Below are 15,661 nucleotides of genomic sequence, written 5' to 3' on the forward strand. Positions count from 1 at the left end.
CGCTGTACTCAATACCGAAATACCTGAGTTCATTAACAACTGCTGCTTAGTCATGTTTGACGTTTCAGCTGCAAAATCAGCATCCATTAACGTAGATGATGCTGCTTGGGTGTTTTCTTTCATGTTTGTAACGTTGGTCATCGAATGCTCAAGGCGATTCATTGAGGCACCTAACGCTGAACGAGCGGTACCAATATCAGAAATTAAGTTATCGACAAGTGCTAAATGATCTTGAGCTTCACCTACATTTTCGAATGTTCCTGCTGTAGTACCTTCAGCTTGAATTTCATCAATACCAAAACCAACTCCTGCTGTAGGCGTACCTGAAGTACCCAGAGCAGCCGAGATATTTACTTTTAATGTTTCTTCTTTACTTGAGCCAATCTGAAATTGAACTTCACCGGTACCAAATTTATTATCTGTTCCTTCTAGTAATAACGTACCACCAAACGAGGTGTTTTTCATAATACTATCAAGCTCAGCAGTTAAAGCAGCGTACTCTGCACTTTGTGCAGCCCACTCAGTTGTGCCATTCGCATCACTCGCACCTTGCGTAGCAAGCTCTTTCATGCGGTAAGCAATGTTTGTCATCTCATCAAACGCGCCTTCTGCTGTTTGCATCATCGACATCGCGTTAGCGCCGTTGTACAAACCTGCTTCTTGGCCTTTTACTTGTGCATTTAAGCGTGACGCTATTTGTAGACCTGCAGCATCATCTTTGGCTGAGTTAATTTTAAAACCAGAGCCTAAACGCTCAAGCGCGGTAGATAAACTGTCGTTACTTTTACTTAATTGGTTTTGAATCGACATTGATGCCATATTCGATTGAATTGATAAAGCCATGCTGAATTTCCTTTATGTTTTTTTAATACTATTTACACGAAAAAGCATAAATAGCAGTGACTAATCATTTAGAGCGACCACATTAAGAAAAAACTAAACTTTATTTTGGGTTTATTTATTATATTTTTAGCTTTGGTGTTGTCGTCCCTATTTTGCACTAAACCACATACGGCTCTAAAAAATCAAAGCGATTAAATAACGACACTCAATACCATTAAATAACAATACTATTAAAGCACTGCATAAACAAAAACAGCCACACCAAAGGTGCAGCTGCTTTATGTTACTTGCTGGCTAATTAATTTAATTAACCTGCGCTAGTCGATTAGTTTAATAATGAACCAATCATTTGTGTTGTACTGTTCGCTGTACTCAATACTGAAATACCTGAGTTCATTAATAACTGCTGCTTAGTCATATTTGACGTTTCAGCAGCAAAGTCAGCATCCATTAACGTAGATGACGCTGCTTGGGTATTCTCTTTCATGTTGGTTACGTTCGTCATAGTATGCTCAAGGCGATTCATTGATGCACCTAGTGATGAGCGAGCTGTACCAATAGAACCAATAAGAGTATCAACAACTGCCAAATGGGCTTGTGCCTCAGTTACATCTGTGAAAGTCCCTGCACCGGCTACTGCCGTACCAGTAGTAGCAAGCGCAGCAATAGAGTGACCAACTGAACCTGCAGTAGCTGTAAGTAAAGAGGCCGAAATATCAACCTTTAATGTTTCATCTTCACTTGAGCCGACTTGGAATTGAACTTCAGCGGCAAATTTACTAGAAGTAGCAGAAGCTGGGTCTAATAATTTAGTTCCACCAAAAGTGGTATTCTCCATAATACTAGTAAGCTCTGCACTCAAAGCTACATATTCAGCACTTTGCGCTGCCCATTCAGTATCGCCATTCGCATCACTCGCACCTTGCGTAGCAAGCTCTTTCATGCGGTAAGCAATGTTTGTCATCTCATCAAACGCGCCCTCTGCTGTTTGCATCATCGACATCGCGTTAGCGCCGTTGTACAAACCCGCTTCTTGGCCTTTTACTTGTGCGTTTAAGCGTGACGCTATTTGTAGACCTGCCGCATCATCTTTCGCTGAGTTGATTTTAAAGCCAGAGCCTAAACGCTCAAGCGCGGTAGATAAACTGTCGTTACTTTTACTTAATTGGTTTTGAATCGACATTGATGCCATATTCGATTGAATTGATAAAGCCATGCTGAATTTCCTTTATGTTTTTTTAATACTATTTACACGAAAAAGCATAAATAGCAGTGACTAATCATTTAGAGCGACCATATTAAGAAAAAACTAAACTTTATTTTGGGTTTATTTATTATATTTCTAGTTTAGCTCTCATATCCATAGCGCTACTAAAACCGTAAACCGTTCTCAAACTGCTCTTAAAAAAATATTAAAACGATTAAATAACGACACTCAATACTATTAAAGCACTGCATAAACAAAAACAGCCACACCAAAGGTGCAGCTGCTTTATGCTACTTGCTGATTAATTAATTTAATTAACCAGCGCTAGTCGATTAGTTTAATAACGAACCAATCATTTGTGTTGTACTGTTAGCTGTACTCAATACCGAAATACCTGAGTTCATTAACAACTGCTGCTTAGTCATATTTGACGTTTCAGCCGCAAAATCAGCATCCATTAGCGTAGAAGCCGCTGCTTGGGTGTTTTCTTTCATGTTGGTTACGTTCGTCATCGTATGCTCAAGGCGATTCATTGACGCACCTAATGATGAACGAGCTGTACCTACCGCTGCTATAAACTTATCCACTAAAAGCAATTCAGCCTGCGCTTCATCAACATCCGCAAAAGCGGTTGCAAACTTATCTGCAGCAGTTGCTGAGTTTAAAATATCATCAACAGCATCTAACTCACCAGCGATATCCACTTTCAACGTTTCAGCAGCACTTGAGCCAACTTGAAAATTAACACCAGTAGCTGTAGGAGCAAGAGTCGAGCCAAACTTACCTGCAGTTTTATCTAATAAAGCAGTGCCACCAAATGAGGTATTCTTCATAATACTACCAAGCTCTTTAGCTAAAGCATCATACTCAGCACTTTGCGCAGCCCATTCAGTATCGCCATTCGCGTCACTCGCACCTTGCGTTGCAAGCTCTTTCATGCGGTACGCAATATTGGTCATTTCATCAAACGCGCCCTCTGCTGTTTGCATCATCGACATCGCATTAGCGCCATTGTACAAACCTGCTTCTTGGCCTTTAACTTGTGCGTTTAAACGTGATGCAATTTGCAGACCTGCAGCATCATCTTTCGCTGAGTTAATTTTAAAGCCAGACCCTAAACGCTCAAGCGCGGTAGATAAACTGTCGTTACTTTTACTTAATTGGTTTTGAATCGACATTGATGCCATATTCGATTGAATTGATAAAGCCATGCTTAATTTCCTTTATGTTTTTTTAATACTATTTACACAAAAAAGCATAAATAGCAGTGACTAATCATTTAGAGCGACCATATTAAGAAAAAACTAAACTTTATTTTGATTTTTATTAAAATTTATATCAGTTCGCTTAATTAAGTGATCTATTTCGAGGCTGAAAAAGCTTGTTGATAGCAAGCTATTTAATTGTTCTGAATGAAAAATTTTAATGCTGCTAGCTTCAGGCTTACGTCTCAAAATGATTACGTATTATTTTTGATTAGCATTACTGTGGATAGGTATTATAAATTAACTTAACACTCGTTAGTAAATTCACATATAAAGGAAAGCTATAAACGAACGGGGATAATTATATTGAGGATAATTTTGTGTAAAAATAACTATGTTAGTAGGACGTTAATATAGTTATTTTTTAGACTTGTTTTTTATAATTCTATTTTCTAATAATGCACTGAAACATAAATTAACTAGTTAAGTGAATACTGCACCATATTACGTGTTACGTTAGCTTGCGCCATAATGACGCTCACGCTATTAGCGCCAGCGCTCATCATTTGTTGTTTGGCATTACTGCTAACAGTCGTTAACTGCTCGCTATTACCCAACGAGCTTGCTGTATCTAACTGCTGTAATTGTGCTAGTAATTGCTGCTTTTTAGTTTGTACTTTCATCAAGTTCGCTTTTAAATGGCGCTGAGCTGCTTGAATTTGATCTCTGTGCTCCTGAACTGAAGCATTTTTATTGGCTACATCTGCTAACTCATTTAATGGGTTACTTATTTCACTAAGCTGTAGTGATATTGGGTTTCCCGCAGCAACACGCACTCCTTGCCCACTCATTATCCAAGGTTCGAGCAAAGGGCCTGAGTTCTCTTTTTGCGCACTAAAAAGCAAACGATTTTCTCGGCTTAACTCAACACTAATTTGATGCTGTGAAAAAGCACTTTGAACTGCATTAAAGTTAGCACGCTCATCTTGATTAGCCGGCAGTGTTAAATTTAACGACTTGCCACTTCTTCCCATCATTAAATGTATGTTTTCTTCGTGTGGACGAGTACTAATAAGGTCTATATTAGCATTAAGCTTACGGGTAATAGGGCGCGTAGGATCAGTTATCATTAACTGTGAATCGAGTCCTGAACCTTTTTTATTTGTTGTATTTTGTAAGCTAGTAATTTGCGAACTAATACTTTGTTGCTGCATAGCCTGAGGTTTACTGTTTGCAGCTTGTGTATTTAATTGTTTAGCGAGTCTTTCAAGGCCTGCATATAAACTGCGAATAGTGGCTTCACTTTGCTCTGCCTTTGCAAGCTCTTGGCTTAAGGTGCCGCGAATAGACCAATGCGTTAATACTTGAACCTGCTCTTGCTTGGCTACAATCTTATTTTTCCAAAGATTATTAGCCGAGTCTTTTGGTGATGTAACGACACCACTAGATTTAGCTGTATTAGCTGGCTCTAGTGATTGAACTTTTTCGCTACTTTTGACGAGCATGGTATATTCCCGAAGTTATATAGAAGTTATATATTTAAATATATGAAAACAAAGAAAGATTACTCACGCTTGAGTAAACTTGCATAGACGCTTCATAAGCTGCCATTGATTCTTTCATTGAAATAAATGCTTCTGGGTACTCTACTGCACTTAAATCATCGCGAAGATTAACGGTAAACGTTTTTATGTCTTCATTACTTGTTGTTATTGAGTCAAGCGATGCCATTGTTGCACCAATGGTCGTGACTTGACCACTTATTGTACTTAAAAAACCGGCAAGCTTGTCAATCATCACCCTTGACTTGTCACCAACGCCGCCTGCTGGAGGGTTGTTTACATCTACAAGATAGTCTTTCATGGCATTTAAAAAATCAGCACCAGGGTCTAAAGCATCGCCAATAATATTATTAATTACGCTTGAGTCATCAGAAACCGATACATTTCTAACGAGTGTATCGCCACTGTATACATAGTCACCTGAAGCATCTAGCTGAAATGGTTTTTCATCTGTTTTACTGCCCGAAAAATAGTATTTTCCGTCGCTATCTGTTGCATTTAGCAGATCGACAATAGCAGGAAATGCGATACTCAAATCCTGTCCGATGGCTTTAATTTCTGCATCCCCCATTGATCCATCTGCTGCGGTGGTTATTAAGCTTTGCAACGAATAAATTTGATTAACAATACCTGTTAATTGTACCTCTTGTTGACCAAGTGAGTAATTAACTGCATTCATATTCGTTTTATATTGTTCTAATGAATCAATTTCTGAACCTAAGTTCATAAGCATTACTGCACCGAGCGGGTCATCTGACGGCTTTAAAATTCGTTGGTTTGTAGAAAGCTGAACCGATTTATCGTTAAAGTTGCTAGAGTTAGTCTGTATATTTTGAATTGTATTAATATGGTATTGATGGCTACTAACGCGCATTAGATTATCCCTTAAAACATTTCCAGTAAAGTGTTAAACATTTGATCAGCGGTACTAATCACTTTAGCATTTGCGCTATACATTTGTTGAAAATGCATCAAGCTTGCCGCTTCTTCATCTAAGTTTACACCACTGAGGCTATCTCTTGCTGCAACGGCATTATCATTTAAGCTTGAGGCGGTAGCAATACTCGTTTGATTTTGCTTACTTGTTATAGCAAGCTCTCCTACAAGCGAAGTGAATTTATCGCCTTTACCCGTCATAGCCGAAATAATACTTGCAACGTTAGAGTTATCCCCTGCTCCCGCTGCTGCTGTGCCTTTAAATGCAAGCTCGTCTTTACCTATATTAGGATTAATGGTTATGCTTCCTAATGGGTTTGACGCGTTATATTCAAATAAGGGTATGCCAGAGGCGTCTTTTAAATCAAAGCCACCGGCCAAAGCTGCATTTACATCATCAGCTAAATCACTTACAAGGCTATTTAAGCTTGCTAATGTAGGTTGAATAACGTCTTGGTCTGCACTTATTAAGCCGCCAAAATGTCCACCTACATTTTTATCTAGTTTAAATTCTTGCCCTAAAAAGTGACTGCTAATATCTGTACCACTTACCGATATTGAGGCGCCTTTTGAGCCTATCACTAAAGGTGCACCACTTAACGTGCTTATATCAATTAGGCCAGAGTTTCGCTCAATTATTGATACACCAATATACTGTGATAGCTCATTGACCAATCTTTCTCTGTTGTCTTTTAACTCTGCACTTGGTTTGTTATTGGCAAGGGCTTGGCCAACACTCGCATTAACTTCAGCTATTTGCTTAGTTAACGATGTAACACTAAGAGAAACGTTGCTCATTTCTGAGCTTAATTTGTCTAATTGTCCATCTATAGCACCATTTATTTGTGCAAAATCTTGCATCAGCCCTTCGGCAGCTGATAAAAATTGCTGACGATATGCGGCAGAGTCAGGTGTTGTTGAGGCGGCATTTAATGCATTTGTTAAAGCTGATATAGAAGTATTTAAGTTAAGTGAGTCAGTACCAACAACTTGTTCAATAAATCCTAGGTAGCTTTGTTTATTCTCATAATAAGATAAATCAGAATTGGTACGCCAAATATCATTATTTAAAAATTCATCAACAATACGTTCTACCGATGTAACCTCTACACCACCAAGCGCAACACCGGTTGTTTTAAATTGTGCGGCTTGTCGTGAATACCCTTCAACAGCAGCATTTGAAACGTTTTGCCCTGCGACCGTAAGCGCTACATTTGCGGCATTAAGCCCACTTAATGCATTATTTAACATCGACATAATTTAACTACCTAATAGTAATAACATTCAACGGCTGAATAAACGATGCCCCAGTGTAAATATCATTACGTTGGGCAGGTTCAACACTTTCACCATCCTTATGTGAAGTACTAGCGACCGTTTCTACGTCTTTCTTAAATGTATTTTCAATTGGGGCTATTTTTTCGTCGAATTGCCTAATAATTGCTTCAGCCAAACCTAATTGATTAGTTGATGCTAAGTGTTGAGCAGTCTGTGCATCGTGCATATCTCTAAACTGTGCTTGCTCTTTAGAATTAAAAAAGCCATTTTCACCAGACATTGTTTCTGTTGCACTATTCATACTTTTTAAAACAAGCTGTAAAAATATCGCTTCAAACTGCTCTGCGGCTTGCCTAACACTTTCACTTTGTGAGCTGTTTTTAGTTATATTTTCTACATTTTTTGGGTCAATAGCCAATGATTGCGAAAGGAATTGTGGAGTCTCTATTTTCATTACATTATTCCGTTAAATAACTAAAAGTTCGGCTTCAAGTGCACCAGCATTATCTAAAGCAATTAATATAGACATTAGCTCTGCAGGTGTTGCGCCAAGGGCATTTACTGCTTTAACTATTTCATCTAAAGAGGTACCTTCAGGCCATAAAAGCATATTTTTTTGTTGTTGATCTACGCTTATATCACTGGCTTGAGTTTTTGTTGTTTGTCCGTTAGAAAAAGCCCCCGGTTGAGATACACTTTCTTGCTCGCTAATAGTAATGGTTAAATTACCGTGATTAACAGCCGCTTTATGTACTCTTACGGTGTCGTTCATTACAACCGTGCCCGTACGACTATTAAATACAATTTTAGGACGCTCGGTTCCCTCTTCTACAACTATATCTTGCAACATCGACATAAACGTATTTCGACTGTTTGGATCGCTGGGTGCACTTACCACTAAACGTCCCCAATTTTCCGCTGTTGCTACCTCAGGACCAAATACTTTATTTATTGCTTTTACTACATTGCGAGCTGTTTGATAATTTGGTGATTTTAAATTTAATACTACGTCGGGTTGAGTTTTAAACATATCCATTACGTTACGCTCAATAATAGCGCCATTTGGGATAATTCCTGACGTAGGAACATTAACGGTTACTGATGAACCGTCATTACCGCTTGCGTTTATACCGCCAACAACTAAATTCCCTTGTGCAAGCGCATATACTTTCCCGTCAACACCTTTTAAAGGCGTTAGCATTAAACTGCCACCGTGTAGACTTTTGGCATCACCTAAAGAATTAACAGTAACATCTATAGATTGCCCTGGGCTGCCCATAGGTGGCAACGTTGCATGCACAGCAACAGCTGCAATATTTTTAGATTTAGGAAGACTTTTTTCGTCAACCGACACACCAAATTGCTTGAGCATATTACTCAAAGATTGCCCTGCAAACTTTACCTGTGCCTTATCACCTGAACCAGGTAAACCAACAACTAGGCCATATCCCACAAGTTGATTTTCGCGCACCCCAAGTACATCAACCATATCTAATAACGGTCTTGCTTTGGCTGCGTAAGTAAATTGTGGTACAAAGCCAATTATGGTTATAAGTACCAGTAATAAATATTTCATTAAAGCCTCAGTAATTACTAGAATGGGTTTAAGAATCGAGTAAACAATGTCGTAAACCAGCCTGGCTTATTTGCATCAGCCAATGTACCACTTCCGGTATAGCTAATTTGAGCCTCAGCTATACGCAAAGAAGATATTCTATTACTAACATCAATATCTTCAGGGCGAACCAAGCCTTCAATTTCTATATATTCGTCACCTTGGTTTAGCTTTATTTGCTTGCGCCCTCGGATCACTAATGAATTATTAGACAATACGTGCTCAACTCTGACAGTAATAGAGCCACTCAAGAAATTTTGTTGGCTTGCGCTACTTTCACCATCAAACTTGCTACTAGATCCAACGCCTAAGTTGAAATCCCCTACGTTAAGATTACCAGCAAGGGGAACACCGACATCGATATCTGTACTTTTATCTAAACTTGAATCTGCACTTTTACTTGATTGAGTTCGCTCATTTAATACAACAGTTAAAATGTCACCCACTCGGTATGCACGTTTATCTGAATAAAGCGAAAACATATAGCTGTCTTGAAACAAACTGCCATCTTGATGGTTTAGGCCTTGTTGGTAGGCATCTTGGCTTATTTCATAGTCTTGACGAGTTTTCTTTTTGGGATTTTCTGGACATTTAACTTCGCCATAGACTATTTCGCATTGAACAAATTGCCTGTTATCAGGTGCATTGCTGCACCCTGCAATTAATAACAACAATATAATACAAGCTAATTTATTCATAATTATATATTTTGACTTATGAAGCGTAACATTTCATCAGCGGCTGAAACGACTTTAGCATTCATTTCATAAGCACGTTGTACTGCAATCATACTCACCATTTCGTCAACAACACTTACGTTTGAACCTTCAATGGTGTACTGCTGTAAACCACCGAAAGACTCTTCACCTGGTATACCCTCAACAGGTTCGCCCGAAGCGGCTGTTTCGCGATATAAGTTACCACCTAAGCTTTGTAAGCCCGCTGGGTTTGCAAAATTAACAGTTAGTAGTTGACCAAGTTCAACTGGCTGTGCATCTGTACCTACAATAGCGGTAACAGTACCATTAGTACCAATGCTTACTTTTGTTGTGCCCTCTGGTAACGCAATATTTTGCGCTAAAGGAAGGCCATTAGTATTAACAAGTAATGATTCTGAATTAAGCTGAAACTGGCCGTTACGAGTATATAAAAGCTCGCCATCTGGATTTTCTATTTGAAAAAAGCCCTGACCAGCAATTGCTACATCTAACTGGTTACTTGTCGTTTCAAAGCTACCTTCTGTGAACTCTTTTTGAGTACCGTTAATTCTTACACCAGTTCCTACCTGTATACCCGATGGTAATTGATTTAAATCATCAGCTTGAGCACCCGGTTGTTTTTGTACTTGATAAAATAAATCTTCAAACACCGCTCGGTCTTTTTTAAAGCCGGCTGTACTTACGTTAGCTAAGTTATTAGAAATTGTTGTCATTCTTAAGTCTTGAGCAGCAAGACCTGTTTTACTCACCCATAATGCTGAATTCATAGTTAACTCTCTTTTTATGCCTGTCCGCTAATAAGTTTATTGCCGCTTGTTGCTAGTTCATCAGCTGACGTCATCATTTTTACATTCATTTCAAACTGACGACTGATGTTCATTGTTTTTATCATTTCAGCTACGGCATTTACGTTAGAGCCTTCTAGGGCTCCTGTTCTTACTTTTATAGTGTCGTCGGCTTGTAAAGGCTGTAAATCTGGACTTCTTAATAAACCATCAGGGCCTTTAACTAAATTTCCGTCTGTACTTGCTAACTTAATACGCGAATCTTCAGCAATAACTCCCCCACCAATTGGGGTTAAGTTAATAATGCCGTCAGAGCCAATTTCAACTTCACCAAATTCAGGTAATTGAATATCACCGCCATCACCTTGTAAACGACGACCGCTTACTGTTACAAAACCATCGGCGTCAACCACAAGATTACCCGCACGTGTATACGCAGGATTGCCGTTATCATCCATTACTTCAAGGTAACCACCATCACTTAGTGCAATATCTAAATTGCGACCAGTATCCATAATAGGACCTGATGATAAATCAGTTGTTACTGGAGTTAATTGAGCTTGGTAGCGTGTACGAAAACCATTACCAACAACCATCATCGACTGGGCTTGTTCCATGTCGGCTTTAAAACCAGTCGTACTTACGTTTGCTAAATTGTTGGCAGTAACGCGTAAAGCAGTGTTATTTAGCTCAGCACCAGAAACTGCGGTATAAATTAACTTTTCCACACTCTATTTCCTTAAGTATTACTAAACAAAATTTGCATCATTTCATCAGCACTGCTGATTGTTTTAGCATTCGCTTGGTAATTTTGCTGAAATGACATTAAGCCAACTAACTGTTCACTAATATCAACATTCGAGCCCATAAATGAACCTGAAAGTAACTTACCTAACGAACCACTATCTGGCTCACCATACAGTGCATTTCCCGATTCTTCTGTTTGATACCAAACTGTGTTACTGCCTTGCTCTAACCCATCAACATTAGCAAATGAAGCCAGTACTACCTGCCCTTGTAGCTTTGATTCACCATTTGTAAAGGTAGCAAATACTTTACCGTCGTCACCAACTGTTACACCCGAAAACGCACCTGATGTATAACCGTTAGCATCGTTTTCGTTTACGCTAAAGCTTGAACCAAATTGAGTTGTACCATCAAATTTTAGATTTATAGCTAAAGCAGCAGCACCACTGTTTATTTCAGCATTGGTTGTTGCAGTAACACCAGCTACACCCACAGCTAAATTAACCGCAGTTACGCCTGGAGCTGCTCCATAAGGGACCATTTGACCGTTTGTATCAAATGTCATTTTTAAAACACCAGCTGAAACAGCAGTACCGGTTCCATCATCAACACTTTGGTTACCAACATTCGCTCCAGCTACTACTGGTATATCAGACATACCAGGTGTAAGGCCAGCGCCTGTTAGTTGAGCTTCAGTTAATGGCTTTCCGTCAAGGAAAAACATAGCTTGCCATTCATTACTACCCGTATGGTTAAAATACTGGGTCATTACATGGCTATTACCTAATGAGTCAAACACTTCTGTTGATTGCGAGAAGTTATATTGACTGCCATCTGTAGGGTCAAAAAGAGTAGGCGCTGCAGGTGCTGGTGCTGATACAGGATATGGAATCACATCACTTGCTGAGCTTAAGTTACCGTTAAAGTTAATTTCGGTACTTGCTTTTGCTTCAATATTTGACGCTTCAATTTTTAAGTCGGTTAAAACCCCCCCTACAATTGTAGGATCGCCACCAGCAACTTCTGATATACCATAACCTTGTAGCTTTGCACCGTTGGCATTTACAATATTTAGCTCATTATCAAGTGTAAATTGACCTGCTTGAGTATAAGCAGTACGGCCATTTTCTGACATCGCAAAAAAACCTTGCCCATCAATAGCTATATCAAGTGCGTTGCCCGTTCGAACAATCTCACCGCCGGTAACAAAATCTTCTTTAATGTTTGCAACCTTAACACCGCCACGTTGACCGCCATTGTAAACCGCTGCAAATTCTGCGGTATTATTTTTATATCCAGCAGTACCTGAGTTTGCAATGTTATTACTTGTTACTTCTAAACCTGTTTGAGTACTTTTCAGGCCACTAAGACCAATATTAAACATAGACATATTATTTATTCCTTATTCAATTATTTATGCCAGTTGATTGATTTCTGTAAGACTAAAATTACCCAAGCCGTCAACTTGTAATAAAATATCTTCTGGCGTTTTGCCAACAGATACTCGCTCAACACTGCCACTTAGCCATGTATCAAGCTGCTTAGGTACGCCTTGAGTTGTTGCATAAGCTCTCACTGCATAGCCACCTGCATTTTGATTTTCAAACTCAAAACGCAACTCACCAACACCTGAATAAGGCAAGTTTTTCTCTTCTACCATTTCGCCATTTTCGTTATAAAGCTGTACAGTTACCGAATCTGCAGCTGTATCTAAATTAACTAAACCAGCAACGTTACCGTTTTGCTCTAATGCAATACTACTTGCTTTTACATCAACAGATTCGCCAACAATTTTGGTTGCTTCTAACACCGCTAAGCTACTCATGTAATCTAAACTCTGAGTAGTATTTTGTCTGATACCTTGTAGCGACTCTACATTAGAAAACTCAGCAAGTTGACTAACATAAGCAGTTCCATCCATTGGCTCTAAAGGATTTTGATTGCTGATTTGAGCAACTAATAGTTCTAAAAACATCGTAGACATTTCTTCTGATGAACTATTTCCAGCTATATTTGAAACACCGTTAACAGCATCTTGCGCATTTTGATTAGTTGTATTCACTTGCATTTTATTATTGTCCTAATTTGAGAATACTTTGTTGCATACTGTTAACTCGCCCCATAACTTCTACCGAAGTTTGGTAACTACGACTCGCAGACATCATGTCGGCCATTTCTTCTAGTACATTTACGTTAGAGTAAAAAACATAACCATCATTATTTGCAATAGGGTTATTTGGCTCATAGCGTTGTTCAACTGTTCTTTTTGATTCTGTAATACCCAAAACGTCAACAGATGCTGAAATAGACTGACCGTCCTGGGTTTGTTTATATAAAGCCGAAAATACAGGCTTAAGAGCTTTATAAGCGTCTTGTTCTGAGCCTGCGGCTGTATCTGCGTTTGCAAGGTTTGAAGCGATAGTGTCTAAGCGGATTACTTGCGCACGCATGGCACTCCCACTTGCATCATAAATAGAGTTAAAAGACATTACACTTCTCCTTTAATTACTTTATACAAACCATTTATTTTCATATTTAGAAAAGTCAGGCTGGTTTGAAAATCCATACTGTTATTTGCAAACTTAGCTTGCTCAATGTTTAGCTCAACAGTGTTACCATCAGCTGACGGTTGATACGGCACTCTGTATTTTAGTTCTTCGGCTTGAGCACCTGCAAAGGCAACATCTCGATTTTGTGAAATACTTGATGAAACACCATTCATAATTTGACGGTAATCTACATCTCGAGATTTAAATCCCGGCGTATCTACGTTAGCCAAGTTGCTTGCTATTATCTCAGCGCGATCTAACCTTAGCTGCATTGAGAAGGGGTGCACTCCCAATGCCTTATCGAATAGTTCCATTGTTGCCTCTACTTTTTGATTCTTGTATGCTCAATTGTTCGCATACCTCTATCTATAGCAGCTGACAATACAAACTTTATGCCAACTTTAATTAAAGATAAAAACCAATGAGTTACTCAAAAAAAACAACTTTCAGAGCAAACAGAGCGGAAGGTAAACTTCCTCAAGGGAAGCACTGTATTTTCCGCGTTATTTTTATCTTGTCATTTTTTAGTGCTCACACTTTCGCTAACAATGTTAATTTTGAAAAAAAAATAAATACGTACTTACAAAAAGAAATTGATACCTATCTATCAACAATAAGCTCAAGTAACCAGCAACAAAAAATAGAGTTATTTATCCCCAGAGGTAGCAAAGATTTGAGCTGTAATGACCTACAAATAAGCCGCTCAAAAAAAGATACTCCCCCAGCAGGAAGAATTAGTCTTTCTGTAGAGTGTGATAACCCTAAATGGCGTTTTAGGGCTAGCGCCAAAATAAATTTATGGGTAAGACTTGTTGCAGCTAAGCGTAATATAAGTAGAGGAGAGGTACTTACAGCTGATCTTTTAGAATATAAAAGCGTAGATATAAGCAAGCATCTACATTCAGCAGAGCCGAATATAAGTAAAGTATTGGGCTTGTCCGTTAAGCGAGAATTAAGAAAAAATGATATAATCTCCCGCAGGTACTTAGAAAACAAGCAATTAGTTAATAAAGATGAACACGTTTTACTACAAGTTAACACTGCAAATTTTTCAGCCAATGTAAAAGCTATCGCACTAGAAGACGGCCAATTAGGTGAAATAATAAAGGTGAAAAACCTTTCATCTAACAAAGTCGTTCAAGGTAAAGTGATTGATGTAAGAGTGGTAGAAGCAATTTTATAAAAATAATATATAAAAAAGTTAAGTTTTAGAAATTATTAGTCGCTATCTTCCTACATGCAGGTATTAAGTAGCCTCAAACATAATGAGTAACCCACAATGAATATTACAAATGCGCCAACAGCACACGTTGAACAAATCAATAAATTGAGTTCTCGCTCGTCTGCTTTAAATACTCAGGAGAAGAAAGCCCAGTCAGTTCCAGAGAAAAGCACAAGCGAAGTAAGCGAACTAAGTAAATCTATAGACTCTACTTTTGAAAACTTAGCGTCGCAACCGGATGTTGACATGGATATGGTTGCACAAGTTAAAGCTGCTATTGCTAATGGTGAGTTTCAGATAGATATTGATGCGACAGTTAACGCACTTATTGAGTTACATAAATAATGAAAATTAATACCATAAAAGAGTACATACTTAGCTTAAAGCACGATATAAAAAAGTTAGACTCTTTAATTAAATTTCTTGAATCTCAGTATGAACTGTTAAGTCGCCGCGATAATCAGCTAAAAGAGCACAATAATGAAATGCTCGAATTACTAGATAGCCTTAACAACTCACACATTCAACGAGATAGCTTTTTAGTTAGCTTAGGCCTGCCGAGTGGAAAAGAAGGGCTTACACAGCTAAGAGAAAAGCTACCTAATGATATAAAAACTGCCACCACAAAATTATTACAAGAACTAGAAATAAAAACTAAAACCTGCAAAATGATGAATGAGAGATCTGGTCAACTACTCTCAAGTCAACGCAGATTAGTGCAACGTTTAACGGGTGGTGAAAACAAACAAGCATACCCAGAAATGCAATTATAAAATTAGCTATATTTGTAAATGCTCGTACTGGGTATTCTCATAAATTTATCGCCATACCATACTCTATTATTTTAACCTCCATATAAAACCTTTTACTTTCGAAACTCAGTAAAGCTCTCCTGTAATAGTTACAGGCTTGTATGTATATTTTATTGAGTTATATGCACAATAGTAATTTTCACAATTTAAAAAACAATTAACTCTTTGATTTTAAAAAACA

18 protein-coding genes are annotated in these 15,661 nt (G+C 38.3%); 3 read left to right on the forward strand and 15 right to left on the reverse strand.

The window, feature by feature from the left end; all coding sequences use genetic code 11:
- The 15 genes from PX700_RS10935 to flgB all read right to left on the reverse strand — a co-directional run.
- On the reverse strand, positions 1 to 843 hold an 843-nt coding region (locus PX700_RS10935), incomplete at its 3' end, for a flagellin N-terminal helical domain-containing protein (RefSeq protein ID WP_479520722.1).
- 325 nt (positions 844 to 1,168) lie between these two features.
- A complete protein-coding gene (locus PX700_RS10940; protein ID WP_479520723.1) occupies positions 1,169 to 2,059 on the reverse strand; it encodes a flagellin N-terminal helical domain-containing protein in 891 nt (296 codons plus the stop codon).
- Positions 2,060 to 2,382: 323 nt separating this feature from the next.
- Positions 2,383 to 3,261 (reverse strand): flagellin N-terminal helical domain-containing protein, encoded by an 879-nt coding sequence (locus PX700_RS10945; protein WP_479520724.1) that lies wholly within the window; start codon positions 3,259 to 3,261, stop codon positions 2,383 to 2,385.
- A gap of 473 nt (positions 3,262 to 3,734) precedes the next feature.
- Positions 3,735 to 4,760 carry a flagellin gene (locus PX700_RS10950; protein WP_479520725.1) on the reverse strand — a complete coding sequence of 342 codons (1,026 nt, stop codon included), beginning with the start codon at positions 4,758 to 4,760 and terminating at the stop codon, positions 3,735 to 3,737.
- A gap of 34 nt (positions 4,761 to 4,794) precedes the next feature.
- Complete coding sequence (gene flgL / locus PX700_RS10955; RefSeq protein ID WP_479520726.1) at positions 4,795 to 5,691, reverse strand: flagellar hook-associated protein FlgL; 897 nt, start codon at positions 5,689 to 5,691, stop codon at positions 4,795 to 4,797.
- A gap of 11 nt (positions 5,692 to 5,702) precedes the next feature.
- On the reverse strand, positions 5,703 to 7,010 hold the full coding sequence (flgK, locus tag PX700_RS10960; RefSeq protein WP_479520727.1) for a flagellar hook-associated protein FlgK: 1,308 nt from the start codon (positions 7,008 to 7,010) through the stop codon (positions 5,703 to 5,705).
- A 7-nt stretch (positions 7,011 to 7,017) separates the two neighbouring features.
- On the reverse strand, positions 7,018 to 7,485 hold the full coding sequence (locus PX700_RS10965) for a rod-binding protein (protein ID WP_479520728.1): 468 nt from the start codon (positions 7,483 to 7,485) through the stop codon (positions 7,018 to 7,020).
- A 12-nt stretch (positions 7,486 to 7,497) separates the two neighbouring features.
- Entirely contained in the window at positions 7,498 to 8,607 is a 1,110-nt protein-coding gene (locus tag PX700_RS10970) for a flagellar basal body P-ring protein FlgI (RefSeq protein ID WP_479520729.1), read from the reverse strand.
- Positions 8,608 to 8,624: 17 nt separating this feature from the next.
- Positions 8,625 to 9,344: a flagellar basal body L-ring protein FlgH gene (locus PX700_RS10975; RefSeq protein ID WP_415638558.1), complete on the reverse strand. Its 720-nt coding sequence runs from the start codon at positions 9,342 to 9,344 to the stop codon at positions 8,625 to 8,627.
- A gap of 2 nt (positions 9,345 to 9,346) precedes the next feature.
- Positions 9,347 to 10,132 (reverse strand): flagellar basal-body rod protein FlgG, encoded by a 786-nt coding sequence (flgG, locus tag PX700_RS10980; protein WP_415638559.1) that lies wholly within the window; start codon positions 10,130 to 10,132, stop codon positions 9,347 to 9,349.
- Between the two features lie 14 nt (positions 10,133 to 10,146).
- Complete coding sequence (locus tag PX700_RS10985; protein WP_415638560.1) at positions 10,147 to 10,878, reverse strand: flagellar basal body rod protein FlgF; 732 nt, start codon at positions 10,876 to 10,878, stop codon at positions 10,147 to 10,149.
- 11 nt (positions 10,879 to 10,889) lie between these two features.
- The gene (locus PX700_RS10990) at positions 10,890 to 12,287 is read right to left on the reverse strand and encodes a flagellar hook protein FlgE (protein ID WP_479520730.1); all 1,398 of its coding nucleotides are present in this window, start codon (positions 12,285 to 12,287) and stop codon (positions 10,890 to 10,892) included.
- 24 nt (positions 12,288 to 12,311) lie between these two features.
- Positions 12,312 to 12,965, reverse strand: coding sequence for a flagellar hook assembly protein FlgD (locus PX700_RS10995; RefSeq protein WP_479520731.1), 654 nt, complete (start codon positions 12,963 to 12,965; stop codon positions 12,312 to 12,314).
- Positions 12,966 to 12,969: 4 nt separating this feature from the next.
- The gene (flgC, locus tag PX700_RS11000; RefSeq protein ID WP_415638563.1) at positions 12,970 to 13,386 is read right to left on the reverse strand and encodes a flagellar basal body rod protein FlgC; all 417 of its coding nucleotides are present in this window, start codon (positions 13,384 to 13,386) and stop codon (positions 12,970 to 12,972) included.
- The gene (flgB, locus tag PX700_RS11005; RefSeq protein ID WP_415638564.1) at positions 13,386 to 13,760 is read right to left on the reverse strand and encodes a flagellar basal body rod protein FlgB; all 375 of its coding nucleotides are present in this window, start codon (positions 13,758 to 13,760) and stop codon (positions 13,386 to 13,388) included. Before flgB ends, flgC begins: the two co-directional genes overlap by 1 nt.
- Before the next feature lie 107 nt (positions 13,761 to 13,867).
- Here flgB and flgA point away from each other — a divergent pair, with 107 nt between their 5' ends.
- The 3 genes from flgA to flgN all read left to right on the forward strand — a co-directional run bounded on the left by flgA (position 13,868) and on the right by flgN (position 15,441).
- On the forward strand, positions 13,868 to 14,629 hold the full coding sequence (gene flgA, locus PX700_RS11010) for a flagellar basal body P-ring formation chaperone FlgA (RefSeq protein ID WP_479520732.1): 762 nt from the start codon (positions 13,868 to 13,870) through the stop codon (positions 14,627 to 14,629).
- 96 nt (positions 14,630 to 14,725) lie between these two features.
- Positions 14,726 to 15,013: a flagellar biosynthesis anti-sigma factor FlgM gene (flgM, locus tag PX700_RS11015; protein WP_479520733.1), complete on the forward strand. Its 288-nt coding sequence runs from the start codon at positions 14,726 to 14,728 to the stop codon at positions 15,011 to 15,013.
- The gene (gene flgN, locus PX700_RS11020; RefSeq protein WP_479520734.1) at positions 15,013 to 15,441 is read left to right on the forward strand and encodes a flagellar export chaperone FlgN; all 429 of its coding nucleotides are present in this window, start codon (positions 15,013 to 15,015) and stop codon (positions 15,439 to 15,441) included. The genes flgM and flgN overlap by 1 nt, the downstream gene beginning before the upstream one ends.
- Positions 15,442 to 15,661 lie beyond the last annotated feature (220 nt).

Source organism: Pseudoalteromonas sp. TP27 (assembly GCF_056470645.1).

What these genes read in the sequence shown, in the direction of transcription:
- PX700_RS10940 (WP_479520723.1), bottom strand. Translation starts at nt 2,059, where the DNA reads ATGGCTTTATCAATTCAATCGAATATGGCATCAATGTCGATTCAAAAC.
- PX700_RS10945 (WP_479520724.1), bottom strand. Translation starts at nt 3,261, where the DNA reads ATGGCTTTATCAATTCAATCGAATATGGCATCAATGTCGATTCAAAAC.
- PX700_RS10950 (WP_479520725.1), bottom strand. Translation starts at nt 4,760, where the DNA reads ATGCTCGTCAAAAGTAGCGAAAAAGTTCAATCACTAGAGCCAGCTAAT.
- flgL (WP_479520726.1), bottom strand. Translation starts at nt 5,691, where the DNA reads ATGCGCGTTAGTAGCCATCAATACCATATTAATACAATTCAAAATATA.
- flgK (WP_479520727.1), bottom strand. Translation starts at nt 7,010, where the DNA reads ATGTCGATGTTAAATAATGCATTAAGTGGGCTTAATGCCGCAAATGTA.
- PX700_RS10965 (WP_479520728.1), bottom strand. Translation starts at nt 7,485, where the DNA reads ATGAAAATAGAGACTCCACAATTCCTTTCGCAATCATTGGCTATTGAC.
- PX700_RS10970 (WP_479520729.1), bottom strand. Translation starts at nt 8,607, where the DNA reads ATGAAATATTTATTACTGGTACTTATAACCATAATTGGCTTTGTACCA.
- PX700_RS10975 (WP_415638558.1), bottom strand. Translation starts at nt 9,344, where the DNA reads ATGAATAAATTAGCTTGTATTATATTGTTGTTATTAATTGCAGGGTGC.
- flgG (WP_415638559.1), bottom strand. Translation starts at nt 10,132, where the DNA reads ATGAATTCAGCATTATGGGTGAGTAAAACAGGTCTTGCTGCTCAAGAC.
- PX700_RS10990 (WP_479520730.1), bottom strand. Translation starts at nt 12,287, where the DNA reads ATGTCTATGTTTAATATTGGTCTTAGTGGCCTGAAAAGTACTCAAACA.
- PX700_RS10995 (WP_479520731.1), bottom strand. Translation starts at nt 12,965, where the DNA reads ATGCAAGTGAATACAACTAATCAAAATGCGCAAGATGCTGTTAACGGT.
- flgC (WP_415638563.1), bottom strand. Translation starts at nt 13,386, where the DNA reads ATGTCTTTTAACTCTATTTATGATGCAAGTGGGAGTGCCATGCGTGCG.
- flgB (WP_415638564.1), bottom strand. Translation starts at nt 13,760, where the DNA reads ATGGAACTATTCGATAAGGCATTGGGAGTGCACCCCTTCTCAATGCAG.
- flgA (WP_479520732.1), top strand. Translation starts at nt 13,868, where the DNA reads ATGAGTTACTCAAAAAAAACAACTTTCAGAGCAAACAGAGCGGAAGGT.
- flgM (WP_479520733.1), top strand. Translation starts at nt 14,726, where the DNA reads ATGAATATTACAAATGCGCCAACAGCACACGTTGAACAAATCAATAAA.
- flgN (WP_479520734.1), top strand. Translation starts at nt 15,013, where the DNA reads ATGAAAATTAATACCATAAAAGAGTACATACTTAGCTTAAAGCACGAT.